This window comes from Massilia soli, assembly GCF_016809835.1.
Taxonomy (GTDB): Bacteria; Pseudomonadota; Gammaproteobacteria; order Burkholderiales; family Burkholderiaceae_D; genus Telluria_A; species Telluria_A soli.
Genome location: NZ_JAFBIL020000005.1, coordinates 154,053 through 172,603 on the forward strand (window position 1 = coordinate 154,053; position 18,551 = coordinate 172,603).

The following is an 18,551-nucleotide window of genomic DNA, read 5'->3' on the forward strand; positions in this document are numbered from 1 at the left end:
CACCGCTCAGGCCGGCAACCGCGCCACGCTCAGGCGGTCGCCATCGCGCATCATGCGTTCGAACTCGGCGCCCGTCACGGCCGGGCTGAACAGCCAGCCCTGCAGCTGGTCGCAGCCGAGGTCGCGCAGGAAGGCCATCTGTTCTTCGGTCTCGACGCCTTCGGCGACGATTTCCTGGCGCAGCTGCTTGGCCATCGTGACGATCGCGCGCGCGATGGCGCAATCGCTTTCCTCGTGCGGCAGGCCGACCACGAAGGCGCGATCGATCTTCAGGGTCGAGATCGGGAATTTCTTCAGGTAGGCCAGGCTGGAATAGCCGGTGCCGAAGTCGTCCAGCGCCAGCGCCAGGCCCATCGCCACCAGCTCGTTCATGATGGCGACGACGTTGTCGGCGCCGCCCACCAGCAGGCTCTCGGTAATCTCCAGCATGATCTGCTCGGGCAGCACGCCGTGCTTGTCGAGCACCGCCAGGATGCGCGACGGCAGGCGGCGGTCGAACTGGCGCGCCGACAGGTTCACCGCCACCGGCGGCATCACCAGGCCGGCATTGCGCCAGGCGCCGATCTGGCGGCAGGCTTCTTCCAGCACCCACGAGCCGATGTCGTGGATCATGCCGGTTTCCTCGGCCAGCGCGATGAACACGCCCGGCGAAATCATGCCGCGCTCCGGATGGCGCCAGCGGATCAGCGCCTCGGCGCCGACGATGCGCCCGCTGCGCAGGCTCACCTTGGGCTGGTAATGCAGTTCAAGCTGGCCTTCGTTGACGGCGGTGCGCAGCTCCGCCTCGAGCATCATGTCTTCCTTGGCGCGCAAGTCCATCTGCTCGCGGTAGAACAGGAAGGTGCCGCCGCCGCCTTCCTGGGCCTTGGCCATGGCGACATCGGCGCAGCGGATCAGCGAGGCCGCATCGGCGGCGTCTTCCGGATACACCGAGACCCCGATACTGGCGCTCACTTGCAGGCTGTGGCCGTCGACCGTCAGCGGCAATGCCAGCGCGGCCAGGATCTTGTTGACGACGATCGTGACGTTTTCGCGCCGCTCGCTGTGCGGCAGCGCGACGGCGAACTTGCTGCCGTCGATGCGCGCCAGGATGTCGGTCTCGCGCAGCAGGCCGCGGAAGCGGCGTCCCAGTTCGCACAGCAGCTCGCTGGCGGCGTCGTGGCCGAGCATGTCGCTGATGGCGGCCATGCGGTTGATTTCAATGACCATCAGCGCGCCATACTGGTTGGTGCGGCGCGCGTCCGTCAGCGCCTGCCCGAGCAGGTGGATCAGCAGGCTGCGGTTCGGCAGCCCGGTGAGGCTGTCGTAGTTGGCCATGCGCTGCACGCGCGCCTCGGCAGCCTTGTGCACGCTGATGTCGGAGAACAGCGAGAAGGTGTGGGTGATGCGCCCGCCGCCGTCGCGCACCGCGCTGATGGTGACCGATTGCGGGAACAGGTCGCCGTTCTTGCGCTTGCCGACGATCTCGCCGCGCCACGGGCCGTTGCCGCGCATCGCGGCGCGCACCTTGGCGCGGAACTCGGCGTCGTGCACGCCCGAGCGCAGCAGGTCCGGGGTCTTGCCGATCGCTTCGACCGGCGCATACCCGGTAATGCGGGTAAACGCGCTGTTGATCGAGACGATGCGCTCGCTCGAATCGGTGATCAGGACGCCCTGGTCGCTGTCTTCGATGATGCGGGCGTGCAGGCGCACCTTGTCGGCGTCGCCCAGTTCCTGGACGATCGGCGAGACGTGCACCAGCATGCCGTTCGCCTCGCCGCCATCGTCCTTGAGCAGCGACAGCGCCAGGCGCACGCCGATGATTTCGCCGTTCTTTTTACGGCGCCGCACCTCGATCTGGTCGCTGCCCTTGTCCAGGAACAGTTCGGCGATGTCGGCGTCGTCGTCACCCTCGGCGTACAGGAACAGCACGTGCTGGCCGATGGCTTCCTCGGCGGAATAGCCAAACAGGGTCGCGGCGGCGGCATTCCAGCCGGTCAGGTAGCCGGCCATGTCGAGCACAATCGCCGGCTCCTCCGGGTCGAACGGTTCGACGCTGACCCTGGCGGGCGCAGGCAACCCGACCTTGCCGGCGGCCAGCACCAGGATCGCCGCTTCCAGCTCGTCGAGCGAGGCCGACAGCGCCGCGCCGTCGAGCGCGCGGGCGCCGCGCAACAGGGCGAGGCAGCGTTCGAGTGCGTGCTCAGGCATTGGCTCCACCCTTGTTCTCCTTAACGACCTCGAGCATCCAGCCAGCCGCTTCCAGCACGGCGTCGTTGAAATCGGCGGCGCTGAGCTGGAAGGCCGCCAGCTTGGCGGCCACATCGGCAAAATCGCCCCGCTCCGCGCTTTCGACCAGCGCCAGCAACGCGCCCAGGTCGCCCGCGCGGTCGAGCAGCGCGGCGCGCACGCCGTTGCTGATCGCCAGCGGCGCCAAGGCATCGCATAGCGGCATGCCAAACAGTACGCCGAGCAGCGAGAACATGCCAGTCATAAAGGCCTGCTCCTGCATATTTTTGTCGAAGCCGCCGGCTTTGGCCAGCAGTTCGACGGCGCGGCCGCGCAATGCCACGCGCGACAGCAGCATGGCGCTGCGCATGTCGCCCTGGCGGGCGGCGAACAGCATCAGATTGAGCCAGCGGCGCAGCTGCTGGCGGCCGAGGATCAGGATCGCCTGGGCAAAACTGTTGACCTTGCGCCCGCCCCCGACGCCCAGCGAGTTGACCAGCCGCAGCAAGTGATAGGACAGGGCCACGTCCTGGCGCAGCAGCGCTTCGATCTGATGGGTGTCGGCGTCCTCCCCGACCAGCTGCACCAGCTGCAGCGCCAGCGAGCGCGAGGCGGCCTGGGCGCCGCTGGCCTTCTCGGGCGGCGCCAGGTACCAGTCGCCGTCGATCCATTTGACGTCCCCGCCCAGCTGGCTGGGTACGAACGGCGCGCTGGTATGCAGCAGCGCGCCGAGGTCGATCTGCTTCCAGTGCGCCTCGGCGTAGGCCTGGCGCAAGGACGGTTCAAGGCCAGGCGCGACGAAACACGGCAGCGCTGCGGGCAGCACCCTGCCAGCACCCGATTCCACCAGCGCCAGCAGCGCCACCGCGTCGCCGGCGCCATCGGCCAGCAGGGCTGCGGGCATGCCGCTGCGATTGGCAAGGACACGGACAAAGAACAAAGGCTCAGCAGCTACAGGATTCATCGAACGCCAGAGGGGTAAATGTGAACTGCAATGTTACCCGGAAAATGTTGACTCATACCAACATTCGACACCGATTTGTGTGCCGGGCGCCGCGTTTTCGATCCGCTTTACACGGTTTTTTGTAAAAAAATTAATGCAATTGCCGCTTTCATCATGCCGGCGCGGGCCGCGCCGGACCAGCGCCGGCGGGGCCGCCCCAACGGCTGGGAAGGATTTCCGCTACACTTGCGGGTACAGCAATAGATTTGAGATCACCGCCATGCCTGCCACCCCGCCCTCCGAAGAACTGTTGGATTACACCACATCGTGCCTGCTGCCGACGCCCTGGGCGCAGTTCACCTTGCACGCCTTTGTGGAGCATGCGACTGGCAAGGAACACCTGGCGATGACCCTGGGCGACATCAGCGATGGTGCGCCGGTGCTGGCGCGCGTGCATTCGGAATGCCTGACCGGCGACGTGCTGTTTTCGCAGCGCTGCGACTGCGGCGCCCAGCTCGAAGGCGCGCTCAAGAAGATCGCCGATGAAGGTCGCGGCATCCTGCTGTACTTGCGCCAGGAAGGCCGCGGCATTGGCCTGGTCAACAAGATCCGCGCCTACCGCCTGCAGGAAGCCGGCGCCGACACGGTCGAAGCGAACCTGCAGCTGGGCTTCCAGGCCGATGCCCGCAACTACGCGCTGTGCAAGCCGATGCTGGCGCAATTCGGCATCAAGTCGCTGCGCCTGATGACCAACAACCCGCGCAAGATCGACGCCATGGAAAAGCTGGGCGTGAACGTCAGCGAGCGGGTGCCGCTGCTGGTCAACCGCAACGCCTTCAACAACACCTACCTGAACACCAAGGAAGCCAAGCTGGGCCACATGATGCAGCCCCAGCTCGACGCGGTGGTCGAAGACGGACAACTGTAACGGTCGCACAACGGAAATGCGTTAAGCTTGGGGGCAAGTTAGCCATGGTGCTCCCCTCAAATGCGCATAAAAAGATCGATTACCGCAGCGCTGCTGTGCGTCGCTGGCGCGCTGGCTCTCGCTGCCCAGCCGGCCAGGCCGGGCGCCGCCGCTGCCGCCGCGCCATCCCTTCCGGCCGCCACGCCGTCCTCCGCTGCCTCCCCCGTTCCGACCCCGGTTCCCCAGGGCGTGATCCCGCCCGCCGCGGTGCCGCCTGGGGCCACTCCGCCCGCCACCGACGCCGAAACCGACCAGGACACCACCCTGCCTGAGCCTTCATCGGCGGCCCAGAAAGTGTACTCGGCGGCGAAGGGCGATTTGTTGCAGATTCGCATGTTGCTCAAGAGCGGGCGCAGCCAGTCGACCGTCGGCTCGGGCTTCCTGGTGGGCACCAGCAACCTGGTGCTGACCAATTACCACGTGGTGTCGCAGATGGCGCTCGAACCGAATGCCTACAGCGGCGAGTACATCGATACCGACGGCAAGAGCGGACCGATCGAGCTGCTGGCGGTCGATGTGCTGCACGATCTGGCGGTGGTGCGGGTCGACCGCTTCGGCAGCGGCTTCTTCACCATCCCCACCAGGTCGACGCTGACCCAGGGCCAGTATTTGTACTCGCTCGGCAACCCACTCGACCTGGGCTTCGCGATTTCGGAAGGCGCCTATAACGGCATCGTCACACGCAGCTTCTACGATCACCTGATGTTTACCGGCCCGATCAACTCCGGCATGAGCGGCGGCCCCAGCGTTACGGCCGACGGCAAGGTGGCGGGGGTGAATGTCTCGCGCCGCAGGGACGGCGAGCTGGTCAGTTTCCTGGTGCCGATCCGCTACGCCCAGCAACTGCTCGACAAGGTGGCCGGCCAGGCCCGCGCCCCAAAGGACTTCAACCCGCTGATCGCCCAGCAACTGCTGAGTCACCAGCGCGGCATGATCGACCGCCTGCTCGAGCAGCCGCTGGCGCTCAAGATGATGGGGCCCTACCACGTGCCGGTGCGCGAATCGGGCCAGGTACGCTGCTGGGGCCGCTCGAACGACCAGGCCCTGGCGACCTTCAACGCCGATACCATCGCCTGCTCGATGGAGTCGGCCGTGTTCGTGTCGGAAACCCAGCAGACCGGGCATGTCTCGATGGTCCACCACTACATCCGCGCCACCAGCCTCGACCCGGTGCGCTTTGCCGTCATGGTCAGCGGCGTGTTCAAGGCCGACAAGCCGGGCAGTGCGCGCGACGCCCGCCTGACCGAACCGAAGTGCACGGAAAGTTTCGTCACCACCAAAACCCTGCCCTTGCGCGCGGTGACCTGCGTGCGCGCCTACCGCAAGTTCGAAGGCCTGTACAACTTCACCCTGCTCACCGCCAGCACCGACGATGCGCGCGCCAGCCTGCAAAGCCGGCTCGACGTCACCGGCGTGTCGTACGAGAACGGCCTGCGCACCACGCGGGCCTTCCTGGCCGCGCTGGGGCGGAGCGGCCAGCGATGAAGGGGCCGTTTTTTATCGAGACGCTGGCGCGCAACGGCGACGTGCTGCACCGCCACCAGGTGGACAGCCTGCCGATCAGGCTGGGCCGCGGCTACAACAACGATTTCATCCTCGACGACGCGTATGCGGCGCCGCGCCACGCGCTGATTGAGGGCGGCGACGACGGCCGCCTGGTGCTGCGCGACCTGGGCAGCAGGAACGGCGTGGTCTACAAAGGAAAACGCCAGCACAGCCTCGAACTGACTGGCGACACCGTGATTCGCCTGGGACACACCAGCCTGCGCGTGCGCGGCGCCGATTTCCCGGTGCCGCCCGAGCTGGTCGACCGCACCATGCACCGCTGGGAAGGTGCGCTGCCGGGAGCGGTGGGCATGCTGTTGATCGGCATCGTCGCGCTCGCCACCGCGTTGCTGAATGACGCGCGGCCCTTCCAGCTCAGCCGCGTGCTCCAAGGGCTGGCCTACGGCATCGCGGCCGGCCTGGTCTGGGCCGGCGGATGGGCGTTTGCCAACCGCCTGTTCGGGCGCCACGCGCGCTTTGGCCGGCATCTGTTCATCTTCGGTTGCGGCCTGGCCGCCATCGGCCTGTACAAAGTACTGTCGAGCATCATCGCCTACGCCTGGTCGCTGGAATGGCTGGTTCGCTACGGCATGCATGTGGCCATTGCACTGATTGCTGTCACTGTGTACTTCCACCTCGGCACCGTCAGGCCGCAGCGGCGGCGCCATTTCGCCGCCAGCTGCGCGCTGCTCGCGCTGCTAGGATCGGGGCTGACGCTGGTCGGCAACCTGCAAACCAGCGGCCGCGCGGCCGACCATCTGTATATGCCGCTGTTGCTGCCGCCGGAGTTGCGGGCCAGCCAGGACCGCAGCATCGATCAGTTCATGGCCGATGCTGCGGCCATGAAGGCGCGCATCGATGCCGAGCGGATCAGGAAGGTCGAAGAAGAACGGGCTGCAGCCGATTAGTGGTTACTCGTACACCGTGTATTCAAAGCCATTGCCGATCACGCCAATCAGCGCGGCCTTGTTCTCAGCCGATTCGCTGAACTGCAGCAATACCCCTTCCCGCGGGTAGCCGCTTTGCAGAACCTTCTCCCAATAACTGCAGCCCGGCGTGTCCGGCGAACGGCCCAGCACGTTCTGGTACAGCAGATCGATATATGCCGCATCGGTCGGCGCCGCGCCATACAGCGACTTAAATTCTCCACTGGCGACGAATTGAGCGGCGACGTCCTGCAATGGCATGCCTTCATCGAGCCGGGATATCCAGTAGCCGACGCCGGCGAAGTCGGGAACGCGATGAAACGCGGCCTGATACAGGCGGTAGGCTTGGCCGCCGTTGCCGTCGATGTCCAGCGCATAGCCCTTGTAATCGAGGAGCAGCCGTTCAACGTCGACCAGCGTGTCGACGCCGCCGGAGGCACTTGTGACTGTCGCGTTCGCGCCATCGCGTGTGATCAACTCAGCTCTCGTGCGCCCGCCATACAGCACTGAGTCGATGCCCGCGCCGCCGTCCAGCGTGCGTCCCTCGCCGCCGAGGAACAAGTCATTCCCGGCGCTTCGTGCCGTGACCGGCAGCACCGTCGTGAAACTCATGCTTTCAATGCCCTGGTAAGGGTTGCCGGCCAGGTCTGTCAAGGCGAAGCGCGGCAGCGACAGCGTGTAGGTATCAGGCTGCAGGAACACGTCGTAGAGATGGTAGAGCAGTTGGTTGTCGACCTGCATCGGGAAGTAAACGGGACATTGTCGACCGACATCGCCTCGCCCTTGCTGTTGGTAAGCTTGATGGCGGATCGGTCGACAATCTTGATCGGTTCCCCGAACGTCAACGTGAGCTGGCGTGCCGCCAGCGGCACACCGCTAGCCCCCGCAGGATGGGATGAGGCGACCAGCACCGGACCGACGCTGTCGCCGTTAAGCGACAAGGACTTGATCAGGTAGTCGTGCGCGCTGTAGGCGCCCGTCGCAACGCTGACGAAGTAATCGCCGCTGGTTGGCGGGGTAAAGCCAAGCCAGGGTTGTGGGCCGGCAGCCAGGGTCACGAGGCCGGGCGTATTCGCGTTATCGCGCAGGTATTGAATGCCCTTGACGTCTTCAAATCGCAGCGTCAGCCCATCTTCCGTGCCTTTGCCCGCGTGCACGGCAAACGCGTACTTCACGCCGCCAATCAGTGAATACTTGAAGACGTCGATATCCGAGGCGGCCTGCAACTGCCCCGCCATGTTGATGCCGACAGTGGCCGGCGCAGCATCGGCGGCGGTATCGCCGACATCGTCTGTGACCTTGGGGCTTACGGCGATCACATACTGCAGCGGTGTCGCCAACGGGCGAGTTTGCAGCATATGCGACACGTTCAAGTATTAATCGCCGCTCACGCTGGGGTGGAACGTAAGCACCAGCCCGTCCCCATCGGTATTCCCAAGCGCATAAGGCAGTGAGCATTACCTGGCCCGGTCAGCTTAAGTTGGTAATAGTTCAGGTCGCCGGTCAGGGTAAACGTGTAAAAGCCGCCGGCATCGAGCTGGACGCGGAACGGATCGATATCGGCTTCATAGCCGATAACGCCGCTGGCGCGCCCACCGGCCGGGAGAGCGCCGGCGGTGGCTGGGGTGTCAGGAAAGTCGTCATTCCAGGTTTTCTGAACGACCTGGTAGTCGCCCGCCCTGAAACCGAGCACCTCAAGATAATAGTCGCCGCTGACAATCGGGTCGAACGATCCGGGGTGGCCGTATTCGCGGCCGGTGGCGTCGACAATGCGCAGGTTGGACGGGAAGACATATGGCGACTGCTCCGACCCGAACCCCGGGCCGATCGAATTGAACACATAGTGAACGCCGACCTCGGCCCGGAAACGGAACCAATCCGCATCGCCGCCAGTTTCAAAGCGGCCCGTGACGGCGCCATTGCGGGTGAAAGCGGCGGACGTGGATGCGGTGGCGGCATAGTCGTCGCCGCCAGTGCGGACCGCCGCTTCCAGCGTGTAGCTGCCGAGCCCGTATCACTGATACAAGGAGGCGGGCGAAACGTCTGGGGCAGACATTGGAGCCCAAATAGAAATTAAAGCAACATTTCAGCAGGGAAATACCATGCGTAAGGATAGTTTGCCCCCCGGTAAGGCGCCTGCAAGCGGCACCCAGATACCTGCCGTCTCTTCAGGTTCGGTTCGTACAGCGCGTCGGATGCCGCACGCGATGGGTGTAGATGCCAGAATTTTATAGACGATGGACGAAAATCACGATTATTGCGCAATCGTCCCTGAAAAGCTCGGTAGGAGAACATACTGGCAAAGGAGTCGCGTTCCCGGTGCAGTCGCATCGTCAGGACGCCTGAGGCGTATTGCTCTCTTGGGGCGGCACGTCCTTTCAAACTTTCTAAAGGGGAACGATATGAAAAAATTACTGACTGCACTGGCTTGTGTTGCTTTGTTGGGCGCATGTACGAAAGAAGAACCTGCGGCGGCCGCTTCGGAGCTTGCCGTGGTAGCGCCAGTCGAGGCACCTGCCGTGGTTGCAACCGTGCCGCCACCCACCACGAACGCCGATGTGGTACCAGCACCTGGAACGGGCGCAGTAGGCGCATCGGGTGCCGGCGCGACCCAGGGTAGCGGCGATGGTATGTACGTGGTGGAAAAAGGCGACACCCTGTGGACTATCGCGGAGAAAAACGGGATCGCCCACGGTAATCTCGCAAAATGGAACAACGTGGACGATCCCAAGGAACTGCAGGTTGGCAAGAAGCTGAGGCTGACTGCTCCATAAGCGTGAGTGCTTCGATCGGAAGTGCGGCGGCACTGTGACTATGTCGCGCTATTGCGATGAAGCAGCGCGGCGTTCGGTACCGCCTCTTCTGAGAAGAACAGCCAGTCGTGCTAGCCCAGGCCGGTACCGATACCGTGCAGCTGGAAGTGGCCGCCGAGGTCGGGGGTGAAGAAAATCTGCGGAGTGTCGTCGAACGTCGCATCGTCCAGCACGACGAAAAGCGACGAAGAGAGCGCATCGATTGTCAGGGCCGTCGCGCTCGAGGTCGCGATTCGGCCGCGGCCGCTCAGAACCAAGCCGCCCACTGTGCGGGTATAGCTGAAGCACGGCATCTGACCGGCGGTTTGCCACCCATGCAGGCGCTGTCGAGCGGCGTCCTCCCCTGGCGCCGTGATGCATGCAGGTTTCATGCTGGCGACGTTCATGTTCATGGTCGCGCCCCTTTTTTCCGAACTACGTTACGCCTGCTTCTGTTCCGAGAGCAGTCTAGCAGTGAAGGTCCAGTCTATTCAGATCTGTTCCGAGTCCGCGCGCGTGACCTATTCGCGCCGTCGGGATCGCAACAGTCCCCATGCGATGACTAGCGTGACTGCGAGACAGTAGCTAGCGCGGCTCGCGCTTCATCGACCCGATCCGACGCGTAACGCCACATTGCCGCTAGCGCCTGATCGCGATGCGCACCGGGCTTCGCGTTCCATAATCCAGCCTTCTGGGTGGGGACGTCATACTTTGAAATAATCGCTTCGGTGCCAGCAAGTTCAATCGGCATACCTCCTGGGTATTTGGTTGAGCTATTGCGTGCGAAGAAATTTATATCGGTCTGCCAATACCAGCGCGCGTCGCGCATCGCGGTCAGTGCCTCACCTAAACGGTCGGCTGCTTCCTTTTCCTGATCCGTTACAGCGGACGCCCTGAAGCGATCGATGGCAATGGCAAGGCCCTGGACATAAGGCATATAGTCCTTAAAAGTTATACCCCTGGTCGCCAAACCCGGAATATCCTGTACCGCCGATAACACGTCGGCAGCCCTACGCACCGCATCCGGTTTCGCGCCGCCTTGTGAACTCGTCGGCCTTGGAACCGGACGCGCAGCCAAGGACGCGACAGCAACCTCAATACACTTATCCCGGTCGCTCTGGCGCTTGAGCTTTTCGCATTCGGCGATGAGTGGCCGCTGGGATGCAGCGGTCAGCTTGTCTGGTACAGCACCCGCACATGCCAACGCCGGCAAGGCAAGCAGCGAAAGTAATGCTTTCTCGCGCATAGTCGTCCTTATGATAGTAATGCCCACTCCTGAAGCCGACCGATTAAAGGCTGTAATGAGGTGCAAGCATCTCACAGCCGGTCTTCGATCTAGCCAAAGCTATTAATACACCGTTTCTGCGCGCGCAATCCTGCGGCGTCCATGGCACAGGCCGGTGATATCATGCGCGGGAGGAACAAGACCGTCAACAAGAAAGCCCGCACCATGCTCGACAAAATGAAGCAGCTGTTCGACCTGCGCCAGGACCAGAACGAATTCCCCGTCATCGACGACACCATCCGCTCCGGCGTGCGGATCGGCGGCACCAATATGTGGGTGCTGATCTTCGCCATCCTGATCGCATCGGTCGGCCTGAACGTCAATTCGACCGCGGTCATCATCGGCGCCATGCTGATCTCGCCTCTGATGCGGCCGATCCTCGGCATCGGCTACGGCGCCGCCATCAGCGACTACCGCCTGATCCGCACGGCGGCGCGCAGCCTGGCCATTTTCGCCGTCCTCAGCATCGTGACCTCGACCCTGTATTTCATGGTCAGCCCGCTGGAACACGCCCAGTCGGAACTGCTGGCGCGCACCACCCCGACGCTGTGGGATGTGCTGATCGCCTTCTTCGGCGGCTGCGCCGGCATCATCGCCCAGACCCGGCGCGACGAGTCGACCATCATTCCTGGCGCGGCCATCGCCACGGCGCTGATGCCGCCGCTGTGCACCGCCGGCTATGGCCTGGCCACTTTGCACTGGGACTATTTCCTCGGCGCGAGCTACCTGTTCCTGATCAACGCCTTCTTCATCGCGCTGTCGACGTATGTGTTCGTCAAGCTGATGGGCTTTCCCGAGCATGAAGAGGCCGACAAGCGCCTGCAGAACCGCGCCCACTTCGCGATCGCGCTGGCGGTGCTGGCGCTGGCCATTCCAAGCGGCTTCCTGGCTTACCGGCTGGTGCAGGACCAGGTGTTCCTGGCCGCCAGCAAGGAAGTGCTGCGAGAACTCGACAACCAGCCAGGTGCCATCCTGCTGACCAAGGACGTGTCGGTGCCGCTGCGCCGGGTGGCCGTGACGATCGGCGGCGACGAACTGGCTGCCAGCGTCCAGGAGCGCCTGTCGCACGACTTGCAGCGGTCAGGCTTCCTCAACGCCAGGCTGGTGGTGCGCCACGTCGGCAACGAGAAAGTCGACCTGGCCTCGCTGCGCGACCAGCTGCGGCGCGACCTGGTCGTCAGCACGGCCGAGCAGCTGCAGGACCGCGCCACCAAGCTCGACGCGATGTCGCTGCGGCTGGCCAAATTCGAAGAAGTAAAAGCCGAGCATGGCAGGATCATCGCCGAGACCATGGCCCAGTATCCCGCCATCACCCAGTTCACGGTCACCACCGGCGCCAGCGCCGGTAAATCCGATGCGGCCGCCCAGCAGCTGACGCTGGTCATGGTCGAGGCCACGCCGGCCCTCCCCGAAGCCGACCTCGAACGGATCCGGGTCGGGCTGGGAATACGCCTCGGCGGCGCCAATGTGCGGCTGGTACAGCTGACGCCGCCACCAGCGCCGACGCCGCCGAAACGCGCGCGGCGCGGCTAACCAAGGGACCTTATATGTATCCACGTCTGAAGCAGTTATTGTTATCGATACGCGAACGCCTGTGGGTCAAGCCGCTGGTGGTCTCGCTGCTGTCGATCGGCGCCGCCCTGCTCTCCAGCGCGCTCGACGCCACCGTCATGGGCTGGCATGTGCCCGAGGTCAGCCGCGAATCGATCGAGGACCTGCTGAAAATCCTCGCCGCCAGCATGATGGGCGTGGCCACCTTTGCGGTCGCCTCGATGGTGGCCGCGTACAGCGCCACCGGCAACACCGCCACCCCGCGCGCGTTCCCGCTGGTGGTGGCCGACGACGTGTCGCAAAACGCGCTGTCGACGTTCGTCGGGGCGTTCATCTTCAGCGTGGTCGCCCTGATCGCGCTGATGAACGGCTACTACGGCCAGGCCGGGCGCTTTTCCCTGTTTGCGCTGACACTGGCCGTGCTGGCCTTTGTCGTGTTCACCTTTACCCGCTGGGTCGACAGCATCGCCCGCCTCGGCCGGCTCGGATCGGTCGTGGCGAAGGTGGAACAAGCCACCGCGGCGGCGCTGGAACGCTACCGCCGCGACCCCGCCAGGGGCGGCGTGCCCCCCAATCCGGGCTGGACGGAAGGCGAACCGGTGTTCGGGGACATGGTCGGCTACGTGCAGGACATCGACACCGAAGCGCTGCAGCAGCACGCCGAGCACAAGCGGCTGCGGATTGCCGTCTGGGCCATCCCGGGCACGATGGTATTGCCGGGCCGCGCCGTCGCGATGGTCAGCAGCGACGACGGCGGCGCGATCGACACGGCGCCGGTCGCCGCCGCCTTCACCATGGGGCCGGTGCGCAAGTACGACCACGACCCGCGCTTCGGCCTGGTGGCGCTGGGGGAAATCGCCGGCCGCGCGTTGTCCCCGGCCGTCAACGATCCCGGCACCGCGATCGGCATCATCACCACCCTGACCCGCCTGTTGTCGAGCCGCCCCGTGGACGCTGAGGAGCGCGAGCACAAGACGCCACATGACCGGGTCAGCGTGGTGCCGGTGTCGGCGCGCGACATGTTCGACGACGCCTTTACCGCGATCGCGCGCGACGGCGCCGGCCTGGTGGAAATCGGCGTGCTGTTGCAGCAGGCGCTGGCGGCGCTGGGCTCCGACAGCGACCCTGCCATTCGCGCCGCGGCGCGCGCCCACGCCGACCTCGCGCTGGCGCGCGCCGAGCTGGCGCTGACGCTGCCGCAAGACCTGGCAGCGGTGCGCCAGGCCGCCACGGCCGGCGCGCCGAGCAAGTAGCACAGCGTCCGCGTGATGCACCCAACGCGCACCAGAGCGGTTGTCGCCATCGGCTGGTTGCTGTTCTGGGTGCTGATGGTCTCGGTCGCCGTGCAGGATTACGTGCGCGATGGCGGCACCGCCATCTGGCAGCCGCTGGTGTGGGAAAGCTCGTCGATGGTCACCGCCACCGTGCTGGTGCTGCTGCAGCACCGGGCCAGCGCCCGCTTCAACCACTTGCTGGCGACGCCATGGCGCTGGTTCGCCATCCAGGCGCTGTGGCTGCCGGTGTACTGGATCGCCTTCGTTCCGCTGGCGTTCGGGCTGCGCCACGCCGCCTATGCCCTGGCTGGCGCGCAATACCAGCACGAACCCTGGCTGGACACCTTTTTCTACGAGTCGCTGCGCATCACCGTGTTTGCCGGCATGTTCACGCTGATCCGGTTTGGCATCTTGTCGTACCACGAGCTGCTCGAAGAAAAACTGCGCGCCGAAAAATCGCGGACCCTGATGCGCCAGGCCCAGTTGCAGCGCCTCACGCAGCAGATGCAGCCGCACTTCCTGTTCAACGCCTTGAACACCGTCTCGTCGCTGATGCGCTCGGACGTCGACAAGGCCGACGCCACCCTGATCCAGTTGGCCGAGGTGCTGCGCGCGACCCTGGACGCGGGCGAACAGCCGGAGACCACGCTGGCTGCCGAACTGCGCCTGGTGCGCGCCTACGCGCGCGAGATGGAGGAACGCTTTGCCGGCCGCGTCGCGCTCGAATGGGATATCGCCGAAGACGCGCTTGTCTGCAATGTGCCAGTGATGAGCGTGCAGCCCTTGCTCGAAAATGTGTTCAAGCACACCGTCGAACTGCGCCGCCAGCCAACCGGCATCGTCGTGCGCGCCCTTTGCCAGCACGGCCGCTTGCTGGTATCGGTGACCGACGATGGCGGCGTCCTGCCAGCCGACCTCGATAGCGGCACCGGCCTGAGGAACCTGCGCCAGCGCCTGGCCGTGTTGTACGGCGACAGCGCCGTCCTCACCCTGGAACAGCTGGCGCCGGCCGGGGTGCGCGCAGAAATGAGGCTGCCATGCGCGTGCTGATCGTCGACGACGAACGCCCTGCGCGCGACAAGCTGCAGCGCATGCTTGAACTGGAACCGGATATCACAGCCATCGAGCGCGCATGCGACGGCGTCGACGCGCTCGAACAGTGCGCGGCTTTTTTGCCGGACGTGGCCTTCCTCGACATTCAGATGCCCGAGGTGAGCGGCATCGAACTGGCCGCATCGCTGCCAGCGCCCGCCCCTCTGGTGGTGTTTGTCACGGCCTACGACCAGTACGCGCTACAGGCGTTCGACGCCAACGCGATAGACTACCTGCTCAAGCCGTACGACCAGGACCGCCTGCAGCGCACCCTGGCGCGGGTCCGGGACCGGCTGCGCGCACGCGAATCTCCTCGCCTGTCGACGCTGCCGGTGCGGCAATTGCTGGTCAGCGAGAGGGGCGTCACACGGGTGGTCAAGGTGGACGACATCGCATGGATCGAGACTGCCGACAATTACGTCGTGTTGCATACGCCAGGCGCACAGCCGCTGTTGCGCCAGACGCTCACTGGCCTGCTGGGGCAGCTGGGCGGCGCCCTGGTGCGCTGCCACCGCCGCGCAGCGGTGCGCCCGGAGCTGGTCGAGCGCATTGTGTCGCTCGACAAGGGCGACTGCGAACTGGTGCTGCGCGGCGGCGCGCGCGTGCCATGCAGCCGCCAGTACCGCGCCGCGCTGATGGACCGGCTGCAAGGCCAGGCTTGAATCCGGTTCGCCCCATCCGCCTCCCGTTTCACCCCATATCGGTTTTTCTCCGGCGGTGCGCATCTTAAGCTGGGCAGGTGATCAACTCAAGCCTCCCTGCCATGCATACCAAGCTCCCCGGCTCGCGCCTGTTCTTCCTCGACTGGATCCGCATCCTCGCGTTCTTCGTGCTGATCTTCTATCACGTCGGCATGTACTACGTCAGCGACGACTGGCACGTCAAAAGCCCGCACGCCGGGCCCGCCATCGAGCCGCTGATGCTGCTGTCCTCGCCGTGGCGCCTGGGTTTGCTGTTCATGGTGTCCGGGGTCGCCGCCAGTTTCATGCTGGGCAAAAGCGGCACGGCAGGATTCCTGCGCAAGCGCAGCTGGCGCCTGTTGCTGCCGCTGCTATTCGGGATGTTCGTCGTGGTGCCGCCGCAAGCCTATTTCGAGGTGGTCGAGAAAGTTGCTTACGCCGGCAGCTACGCCGAGTTCATGGGCCTTTACGTGACCTCGTACGGCGGCTTCTGCCGCGCGACCGATTGCCTCGACATGCCAACCTGGAACCACCTCTGGTTCGTCGCGTATCTCTGGGTCTACACGGTCGTGTTCGCTGCGATCATGCAGGGCGCCGGGACGCGCTTTGCGGCATGGTCGGACACGCTGGCCGGCTGGCTCACGGGATGGAAGATCCTTGCCTTGCCAACTGCGATGCTGGCGGTGCTCAAGCTGGTCCTGCAGCCGCATTTCGAGACCACACACGGGCTGATCGACGACTGGCACAACCACGCGCACTCGTTCTCGCTGTTCATGCTGGGGGCGCTGCTTGCGCGCCAGCCGCTGTTCTGGGCACGCGTCGACGCCATCAGGTGGCCGGCACTCGGGATTGCGCTGTCCTGCTGGGCATCGATGGTGGTGGCGTTCGCCTGGCCCGAGGCGGGCATTGAGCGCCCCCTGCTGGAACAGGTGTACAACGTCCAGCGCGTGGTCTACGCGCTGTGCGGGTGGAGCGCCATCGTCGCCGCGTGCGGCTTCGGGCATCGGCACCTGAACGCCGACAGCGCGGCGCGGCGCTACCTGACCGAGGCAGTGTTCCCCGTGTATATCCTGCACCAGACACTGATCGTATCGATGGCGCACCTGTTCAAGCCGGCGGGCCTGGATCCGGTGACGGAAGCGGCCGCGCTGGCCGTGTTGACCCTGTGCATCAGCTTCGGCACATTCGAGCTGGTCCGGCGCGTATCCCTGTTGCGCCCGCTGTTCGGGCTTGGGCCGCAGGCCGCCAGGGCCGACGCAAGTTCGGGCGTCCCGGCGGTTGCTGTTACGGCTAGGTAGCCGTCGCGCGCTTGCGGAACTGGGCCGCCTTGACCCGGTTTCCGCACAGGGTCATGCTGCACCAGCGCCGCCGGTGCGCCTTGGTGCGGTCGTAGAACCACAGCACGCAGTCGGGATGCTCGCATTGCTTGACCAGGCTAAAGTCGCCTTCGGCCAGCAGCTGCCCGACGCTTTCGGCCAGCGCGCCGACCATCCGGGTCGCCGGGTCGACGTTCGAGGTCCGGGTCATGTGCAGCTTGCCGTCGGCATCCAGGCCGATATGCGGTGCGCTGTGGTTGGCATGCAGATAGCGGTTCAGCGGCGCCGGGTCGACCTCCGCACCCGCTTTACGCTGCTCGACGAGCTGGCGCGCGATGCCCCTGAGTTCACGGGCATCGGCCAGCAAGCGGGCGTCGTCTTCGAGCGGCGCGTCCGTCCCCGCCGCCAGCCCGGTGCGGCGGCACCAGTCGGCCACATCTTTGCCGGTGTTCCAGAATTCCACGGCGTTGTCGCCGGTACCGGCCTGCGTGTTAAGCATGTCCATCGCTGGATGGTCGCCGAGCAGCAGGAATGGGCCAGCTTGCGCATTGGTTTTTTGCAACGCCATGCCACCTCCGTTAATAACCACTAAAAATAAGCTTGACAGGTTACATTACCCAGCCTATTCTGGACTGGAGTAACCGCAATAAGTTAATTATACAGGTTAAAACCAAAAGGAGAGCAACATGAACACCACCATCAAAGCGATCGCCGCCGCCACCGTACTGGGAACCGCCCTCGGCGCCGGCGCCGCCAATCCACTCACCGAGGTACATCACAAGAGCATCGAACTGCAGGGAGTGAGCGTGTTCTACCGCGAGGCCGGCTCACCGGATGCACCAAAGATCCTGCTGCTTCACGGCTTCGGCGCCTCCTCGCACATGTTCCGCCACCTGATGCCGCAACTGGCGGCGCGCTACCATGTGATCGCCCCCGACTTGCCCGGCTTCGGCATGACGACCGTCCTGCCCGGCACCGCGTTCAAATACAACTTCGATAATCTCGCCTCGGTGATCGACGCCTTTACCGTCGCCAAGGGCATGGACCGCTACGCCATGTACGTGTTCGACTATGGCGCACCGGTCGGCTGGCGCCTGGCGGTCAAGAACCCGGAAAAGATCAGCGCGATCATTTCGCAGAACGGCAACGCCTACGAAGAAGGACTGAGCGAGGGGTGGGCCGAGGCCAGGGCCGCGTGGGCAAATCCGAGTCCGGCCAACCGCGCCGCGCTGCGCAAGTACAACTCGCTGGAAATGACCAAATGGCAGTATACGCACGGCGTCAAGGACACCTCGGTGATCGCGCCGGAAGCGTATCAGCTGGCCGTTGCGGCAACTGAGCGGATCGGCGTCGATGTTCAGGTAGACCTGCTGACCGACTACGGCAGCAACATCAAGCAATACGCGCAGCTGCACCAGTTCTTCCGCCGCTACCAGCCGCCGACCCTGGCGATCTGGGGCAAGAACGATCCGTTCTTCCTGCCGCCGGGAGCGGAAGCGTTCAAGCGCGACAACCCGAAGGCCGACGTGCGCTTCCTCGACACCGGCCACTTTGCCCTGGAAACGCATGGCGCCGACATCACGGCGGCCATCCTTGAGTTCCTTGCCCACAACGTCAAGCAGTAGGCTTCATCCAGCTTGCGCTTTCCCCGGCAACGTCGCCTCGATCCATGCGCGGTTGACGTTGCCCCAGTCACAGAGCGGCGCCAGGGCCGCGGCCAGCGTCACCCCCACATCGGTCAGGGCGTAATCGACCCGCGGCGGCACCTCGCGGTAGTCGTGGCGGACGATGACGCCGTCATCGGCGAGTTCACGCAGGTGCTGGATCAGCATCTTCTCGGTGACGCCCGCCACCAGCCGTTTCAGTTCGCCGAACCGCGTCGGCCCGCGGTTCAGGTGGAACAGGATCAACGGCTTCCATTTCCCTCCCACTATCCGCAGCGCCACATCCAGGCCACATCTGCTGTCCATGT

19 protein-coding genes are annotated in these 18,551 nt (G+C 64.8%); 10 read left to right on the forward strand and 9 right to left on the reverse strand.

The window, feature by feature from the left end:
* Window positions 1-6 precede the first annotated feature (6 nt).
* Window positions 7-2,190, reverse strand: coding sequence for a putative bifunctional diguanylate cyclase/phosphodiesterase (locus I4X03_RS13305; protein WP_223468721.1), 2,184 nt, complete (start codon window positions 2,188-2,190; stop codon window positions 7-9).
* On the reverse strand, window positions 2,183-3,112 hold the full coding sequence (locus I4X03_RS13310; protein ID WP_223468722.1) for an EAL and HDOD domain-containing protein: 930 nt from the start codon (window positions 3,110-3,112) through the stop codon (window positions 2,183-2,185). Before I4X03_RS13310 ends, I4X03_RS13305 begins: the two co-directional genes overlap by 8 nt.
* A 319-nt stretch (window positions 3,113-3,431) precedes the next feature.
* Between I4X03_RS13310 and ribA the strand changes: the two genes are divergently transcribed.
* The 3 genes from ribA to I4X03_RS13325 are packed head-to-tail and all read left to right on the forward strand — an operon-like array spanning window position 3,432 to window position 6,571.
* Window positions 3,432-4,079 (forward strand): GTP cyclohydrolase II, encoded by a 648-nt coding sequence (gene ribA, locus I4X03_RS13315; protein WP_223468723.1) that lies wholly within the window; start codon window positions 3,432-3,434, stop codon window positions 4,077-4,079.
* 60 nt (window positions 4,080-4,139) lie between these two features.
* Window positions 4,140-5,603 carry a trypsin-like peptidase domain-containing protein gene (locus I4X03_RS13320; protein ID WP_223468724.1) on the forward strand — a complete coding sequence of 488 codons (1,464 nt, stop codon included), beginning with the start codon at window positions 4,140-4,142 and terminating at the stop codon, window positions 5,601-5,603.
* On the forward strand, window positions 5,600-6,571 hold the full coding sequence (locus I4X03_RS13325) for an FHA domain-containing protein (protein WP_223468725.1): 972 nt from the start codon (window positions 5,600-5,602) through the stop codon (window positions 6,569-6,571). The genes I4X03_RS13320 and I4X03_RS13325 overlap by 4 nt, the downstream gene beginning before the upstream one ends.
* Window positions 6,572-6,574: 3 nt before the next feature.
* Here I4X03_RS13325 and I4X03_RS13330 read toward each other — a convergent pair whose 3' ends face one another.
* Genes I4X03_RS13330 through I4X03_RS13340 form a run of 3 tightly spaced genes read right to left on the reverse strand, consistent with a single transcriptional unit; the run spans window position 6,575 to window position 8,429 of the window.
* Complete coding sequence (locus I4X03_RS13330; protein WP_223468726.1) at window positions 6,575-7,330, reverse strand: DUF4214 domain-containing protein; 756 nt, start codon at window positions 7,328-7,330, stop codon at window positions 6,575-6,577.
* Window positions 7,240-7,962, reverse strand: a complete 723-nt coding sequence (locus I4X03_RS13335; protein ID WP_223468727.1) for a hypothetical protein — start codon at window positions 7,960-7,962, stop codon at window positions 7,240-7,242. Before I4X03_RS13335 ends, I4X03_RS13330 begins: the two co-directional genes overlap by 91 nt.
* A 14-nt stretch (window positions 7,963-7,976) precedes the next feature.
* Complete coding sequence (locus I4X03_RS13340; RefSeq protein ID WP_223468728.1) at window positions 7,977-8,429, reverse strand: hypothetical protein; 453 nt, start codon at window positions 8,427-8,429, stop codon at window positions 7,977-7,979.
* Window positions 8,430-8,991: 562 nt separating this feature from the next.
* Between I4X03_RS13340 and I4X03_RS13345 the strand changes: the two genes are divergently transcribed.
* Window positions 8,992-9,363: a LysM peptidoglycan-binding domain-containing protein gene (locus I4X03_RS13345; protein ID WP_223468729.1), complete on the forward strand. Its 372-nt coding sequence runs from the start codon at window positions 8,992-8,994 to the stop codon at window positions 9,361-9,363.
* 110 nt (window positions 9,364-9,473) lie between these two features.
* On the opposite strand, the gene I4X03_RS13350 is transcribed toward I4X03_RS13345, so the two are convergent.
* Window positions 9,474-9,794 carry a hypothetical protein gene (locus I4X03_RS13350; RefSeq protein ID WP_223468730.1) on the reverse strand — a complete coding sequence of 107 codons (321 nt, stop codon included), beginning with the start codon at window positions 9,792-9,794 and terminating at the stop codon, window positions 9,474-9,476.
* A 149-nt stretch (window positions 9,795-9,943) separates the two neighbouring features.
* A complete protein-coding gene (locus I4X03_RS13355; protein WP_223468731.1) occupies window positions 9,944-10,627 on the reverse strand; it encodes a hypothetical protein in 684 nt (227 codons plus the stop codon).
* Between the two features lie 162 nt (window positions 10,628-10,789).
* Between I4X03_RS13355 and I4X03_RS13360 the strand changes: the two genes are divergently transcribed.
* The 5 genes from I4X03_RS13360 to I4X03_RS13380 all read left to right on the forward strand — a co-directional run bounded on the left by I4X03_RS13360 (window position 10,790) and on the right by I4X03_RS13380 (window position 16,561).
* Window positions 10,790-12,199: a DUF389 domain-containing protein gene (locus I4X03_RS13360; RefSeq protein WP_223468732.1), complete on the forward strand. Its 1,410-nt coding sequence runs from the start codon at window positions 10,790-10,792 to the stop codon at window positions 12,197-12,199.
* A 14-nt stretch (window positions 12,200-12,213) separates the two neighbouring features.
* Window positions 12,214-13,470: a DUF2254 domain-containing protein gene (locus I4X03_RS13365; RefSeq protein ID WP_223468733.1), complete on the forward strand. Its 1,257-nt coding sequence runs from the start codon at window positions 12,214-12,216 to the stop codon at window positions 13,468-13,470.
* A gap of 15 nt (window positions 13,471-13,485) precedes the next feature.
* A complete protein-coding gene (locus I4X03_RS13370) occupies window positions 13,486-14,541 on the forward strand; it encodes a sensor histidine kinase (protein ID WP_223469055.1) in 1,056 nt (351 codons plus the stop codon).
* Window positions 14,529-15,245: a LytR/AlgR family response regulator transcription factor gene (locus I4X03_RS13375; protein ID WP_223468734.1), complete on the forward strand. Its 717-nt coding sequence runs from the start codon at window positions 14,529-14,531 to the stop codon at window positions 15,243-15,245. The genes I4X03_RS13370 and I4X03_RS13375 overlap by 13 nt, the downstream gene beginning before the upstream one ends.
* A gap of 101 nt (window positions 15,246-15,346) precedes the next feature.
* Window positions 15,347-16,561, forward strand: coding sequence for an acyltransferase family protein (locus I4X03_RS13380; RefSeq protein WP_223468735.1), 1,215 nt, complete (start codon window positions 15,347-15,349; stop codon window positions 16,559-16,561).
* On the opposite strand, the gene I4X03_RS13385 is transcribed toward I4X03_RS13380, so the two are convergent.
* On the reverse strand, window positions 16,554-17,147 hold the full coding sequence (locus I4X03_RS13385) for a CGNR zinc finger domain-containing protein (RefSeq protein WP_223468736.1): 594 nt from the start codon (window positions 17,145-17,147) through the stop codon (window positions 16,554-16,556). The two genes, I4X03_RS13380 and I4X03_RS13385, sit on opposite strands and share 8 nt — an antisense overlap.
* Before the next feature lie 118 nt (window positions 17,148-17,265).
* Here I4X03_RS13385 and I4X03_RS13390 point away from each other — a divergent pair, with 118 nt between their 5' ends.
* On the forward strand, window positions 17,266-18,204 hold the full coding sequence (locus tag I4X03_RS13390) for an alpha/beta fold hydrolase (protein ID WP_223468737.1): 939 nt from the start codon (window positions 17,266-17,268) through the stop codon (window positions 18,202-18,204).
* A 3-nt stretch (window positions 18,205-18,207) separates the two neighbouring features.
* On the opposite strand, the gene I4X03_RS13395 is transcribed toward I4X03_RS13390, so the two are convergent.
* Entirely contained in the window at window positions 18,208-18,549 is a 342-nt protein-coding gene (locus tag I4X03_RS13395; RefSeq protein WP_223468738.1) for a winged helix-turn-helix transcriptional regulator, read from the reverse strand.
* Window positions 18,550-18,551: the final 2 nt, after the last annotated feature.

Coding starts and splice junctions, on each gene's coding strand:
- I4X03_RS13395 (WP_223468738.1), bottom strand. CDS start 18,549: ATGGACAGCAGATGTGGCCTGGATGTGGCGCTGCGGATAGTGGGAGGG.
- I4X03_RS13325 (WP_223468725.1), top strand. CDS start 5,600: ATGAAGGGGCCGTTTTTTATCGAGACGCTGGCGCGCAACGGCGACGTG.
- I4X03_RS13390 (WP_223468737.1), top strand. CDS start 17,266: ATGAACACCACCATCAAAGCGATCGCCGCCGCCACCGTACTGGGAACC.
- I4X03_RS13370 (WP_223469055.1), top strand. CDS start 13,486: ATGCACCCAACGCGCACCAGAGCGGTTGTCGCCATCGGCTGGTTGCTG.
- I4X03_RS13380 (WP_223468735.1), top strand. CDS start 15,347: ATGCATACCAAGCTCCCCGGCTCGCGCCTGTTCTTCCTCGACTGGATC.
- ribA (WP_223468723.1), top strand. CDS start 3,432: ATGCCTGCCACCCCGCCCTCCGAAGAACTGTTGGATTACACCACATCG.
- I4X03_RS13310 (WP_223468722.1), bottom strand. CDS start 3,112: ATGCCCGCAGCCCTGCTGGCCGATGGCGCCGGCGACGCGGTGGCGCTG.
- I4X03_RS13385 (WP_223468736.1), bottom strand. CDS start 17,147: ATGGCGTTGCAAAAAACCAATGCGCAAGCTGGCCCATTCCTGCTGCTC.
- I4X03_RS13360 (WP_223468732.1), top strand. CDS start 10,790: ATGCGCGGGAGGAACAAGACCGTCAACAAGAAAGCCCGCACCATGCTC.
- I4X03_RS13355 (WP_223468731.1), bottom strand. CDS start 10,627: ATGCGCGAGAAAGCATTACTTTCGCTGCTTGCCTTGCCGGCGTTGGCA.
- I4X03_RS13305 (WP_223468721.1), bottom strand. CDS start 2,190: ATGCCTGAGCACGCACTCGAACGCTGCCTCGCCCTGTTGCGCGGCGCC.
- I4X03_RS13375 (WP_223468734.1), top strand. CDS start 14,529: ATGCGCGTGCTGATCGTCGACGACGAACGCCCTGCGCGCGACAAGCTG.
- I4X03_RS13350 (WP_223468730.1), bottom strand. CDS start 9,794: ATGAACATGAACGTCGCCAGCATGAAACCTGCATGCATCACGGCGCCA.
- I4X03_RS13330 (WP_223468726.1), bottom strand. CDS start 7,330: ATGCAGGTCGACAACCAACTGCTCTACCATCTCTACGACGTGTTCCTG.
- I4X03_RS13320 (WP_223468724.1), top strand. CDS start 4,140: ATGCGCATAAAAAGATCGATTACCGCAGCGCTGCTGTGCGTCGCTGGC.
- I4X03_RS13365 (WP_223468733.1), top strand. CDS start 12,214: ATGTATCCACGTCTGAAGCAGTTATTGTTATCGATACGCGAACGCCTG.
- I4X03_RS13345 (WP_223468729.1), top strand. CDS start 8,992: ATGAAAAAATTACTGACTGCACTGGCTTGTGTTGCTTTGTTGGGCGCA.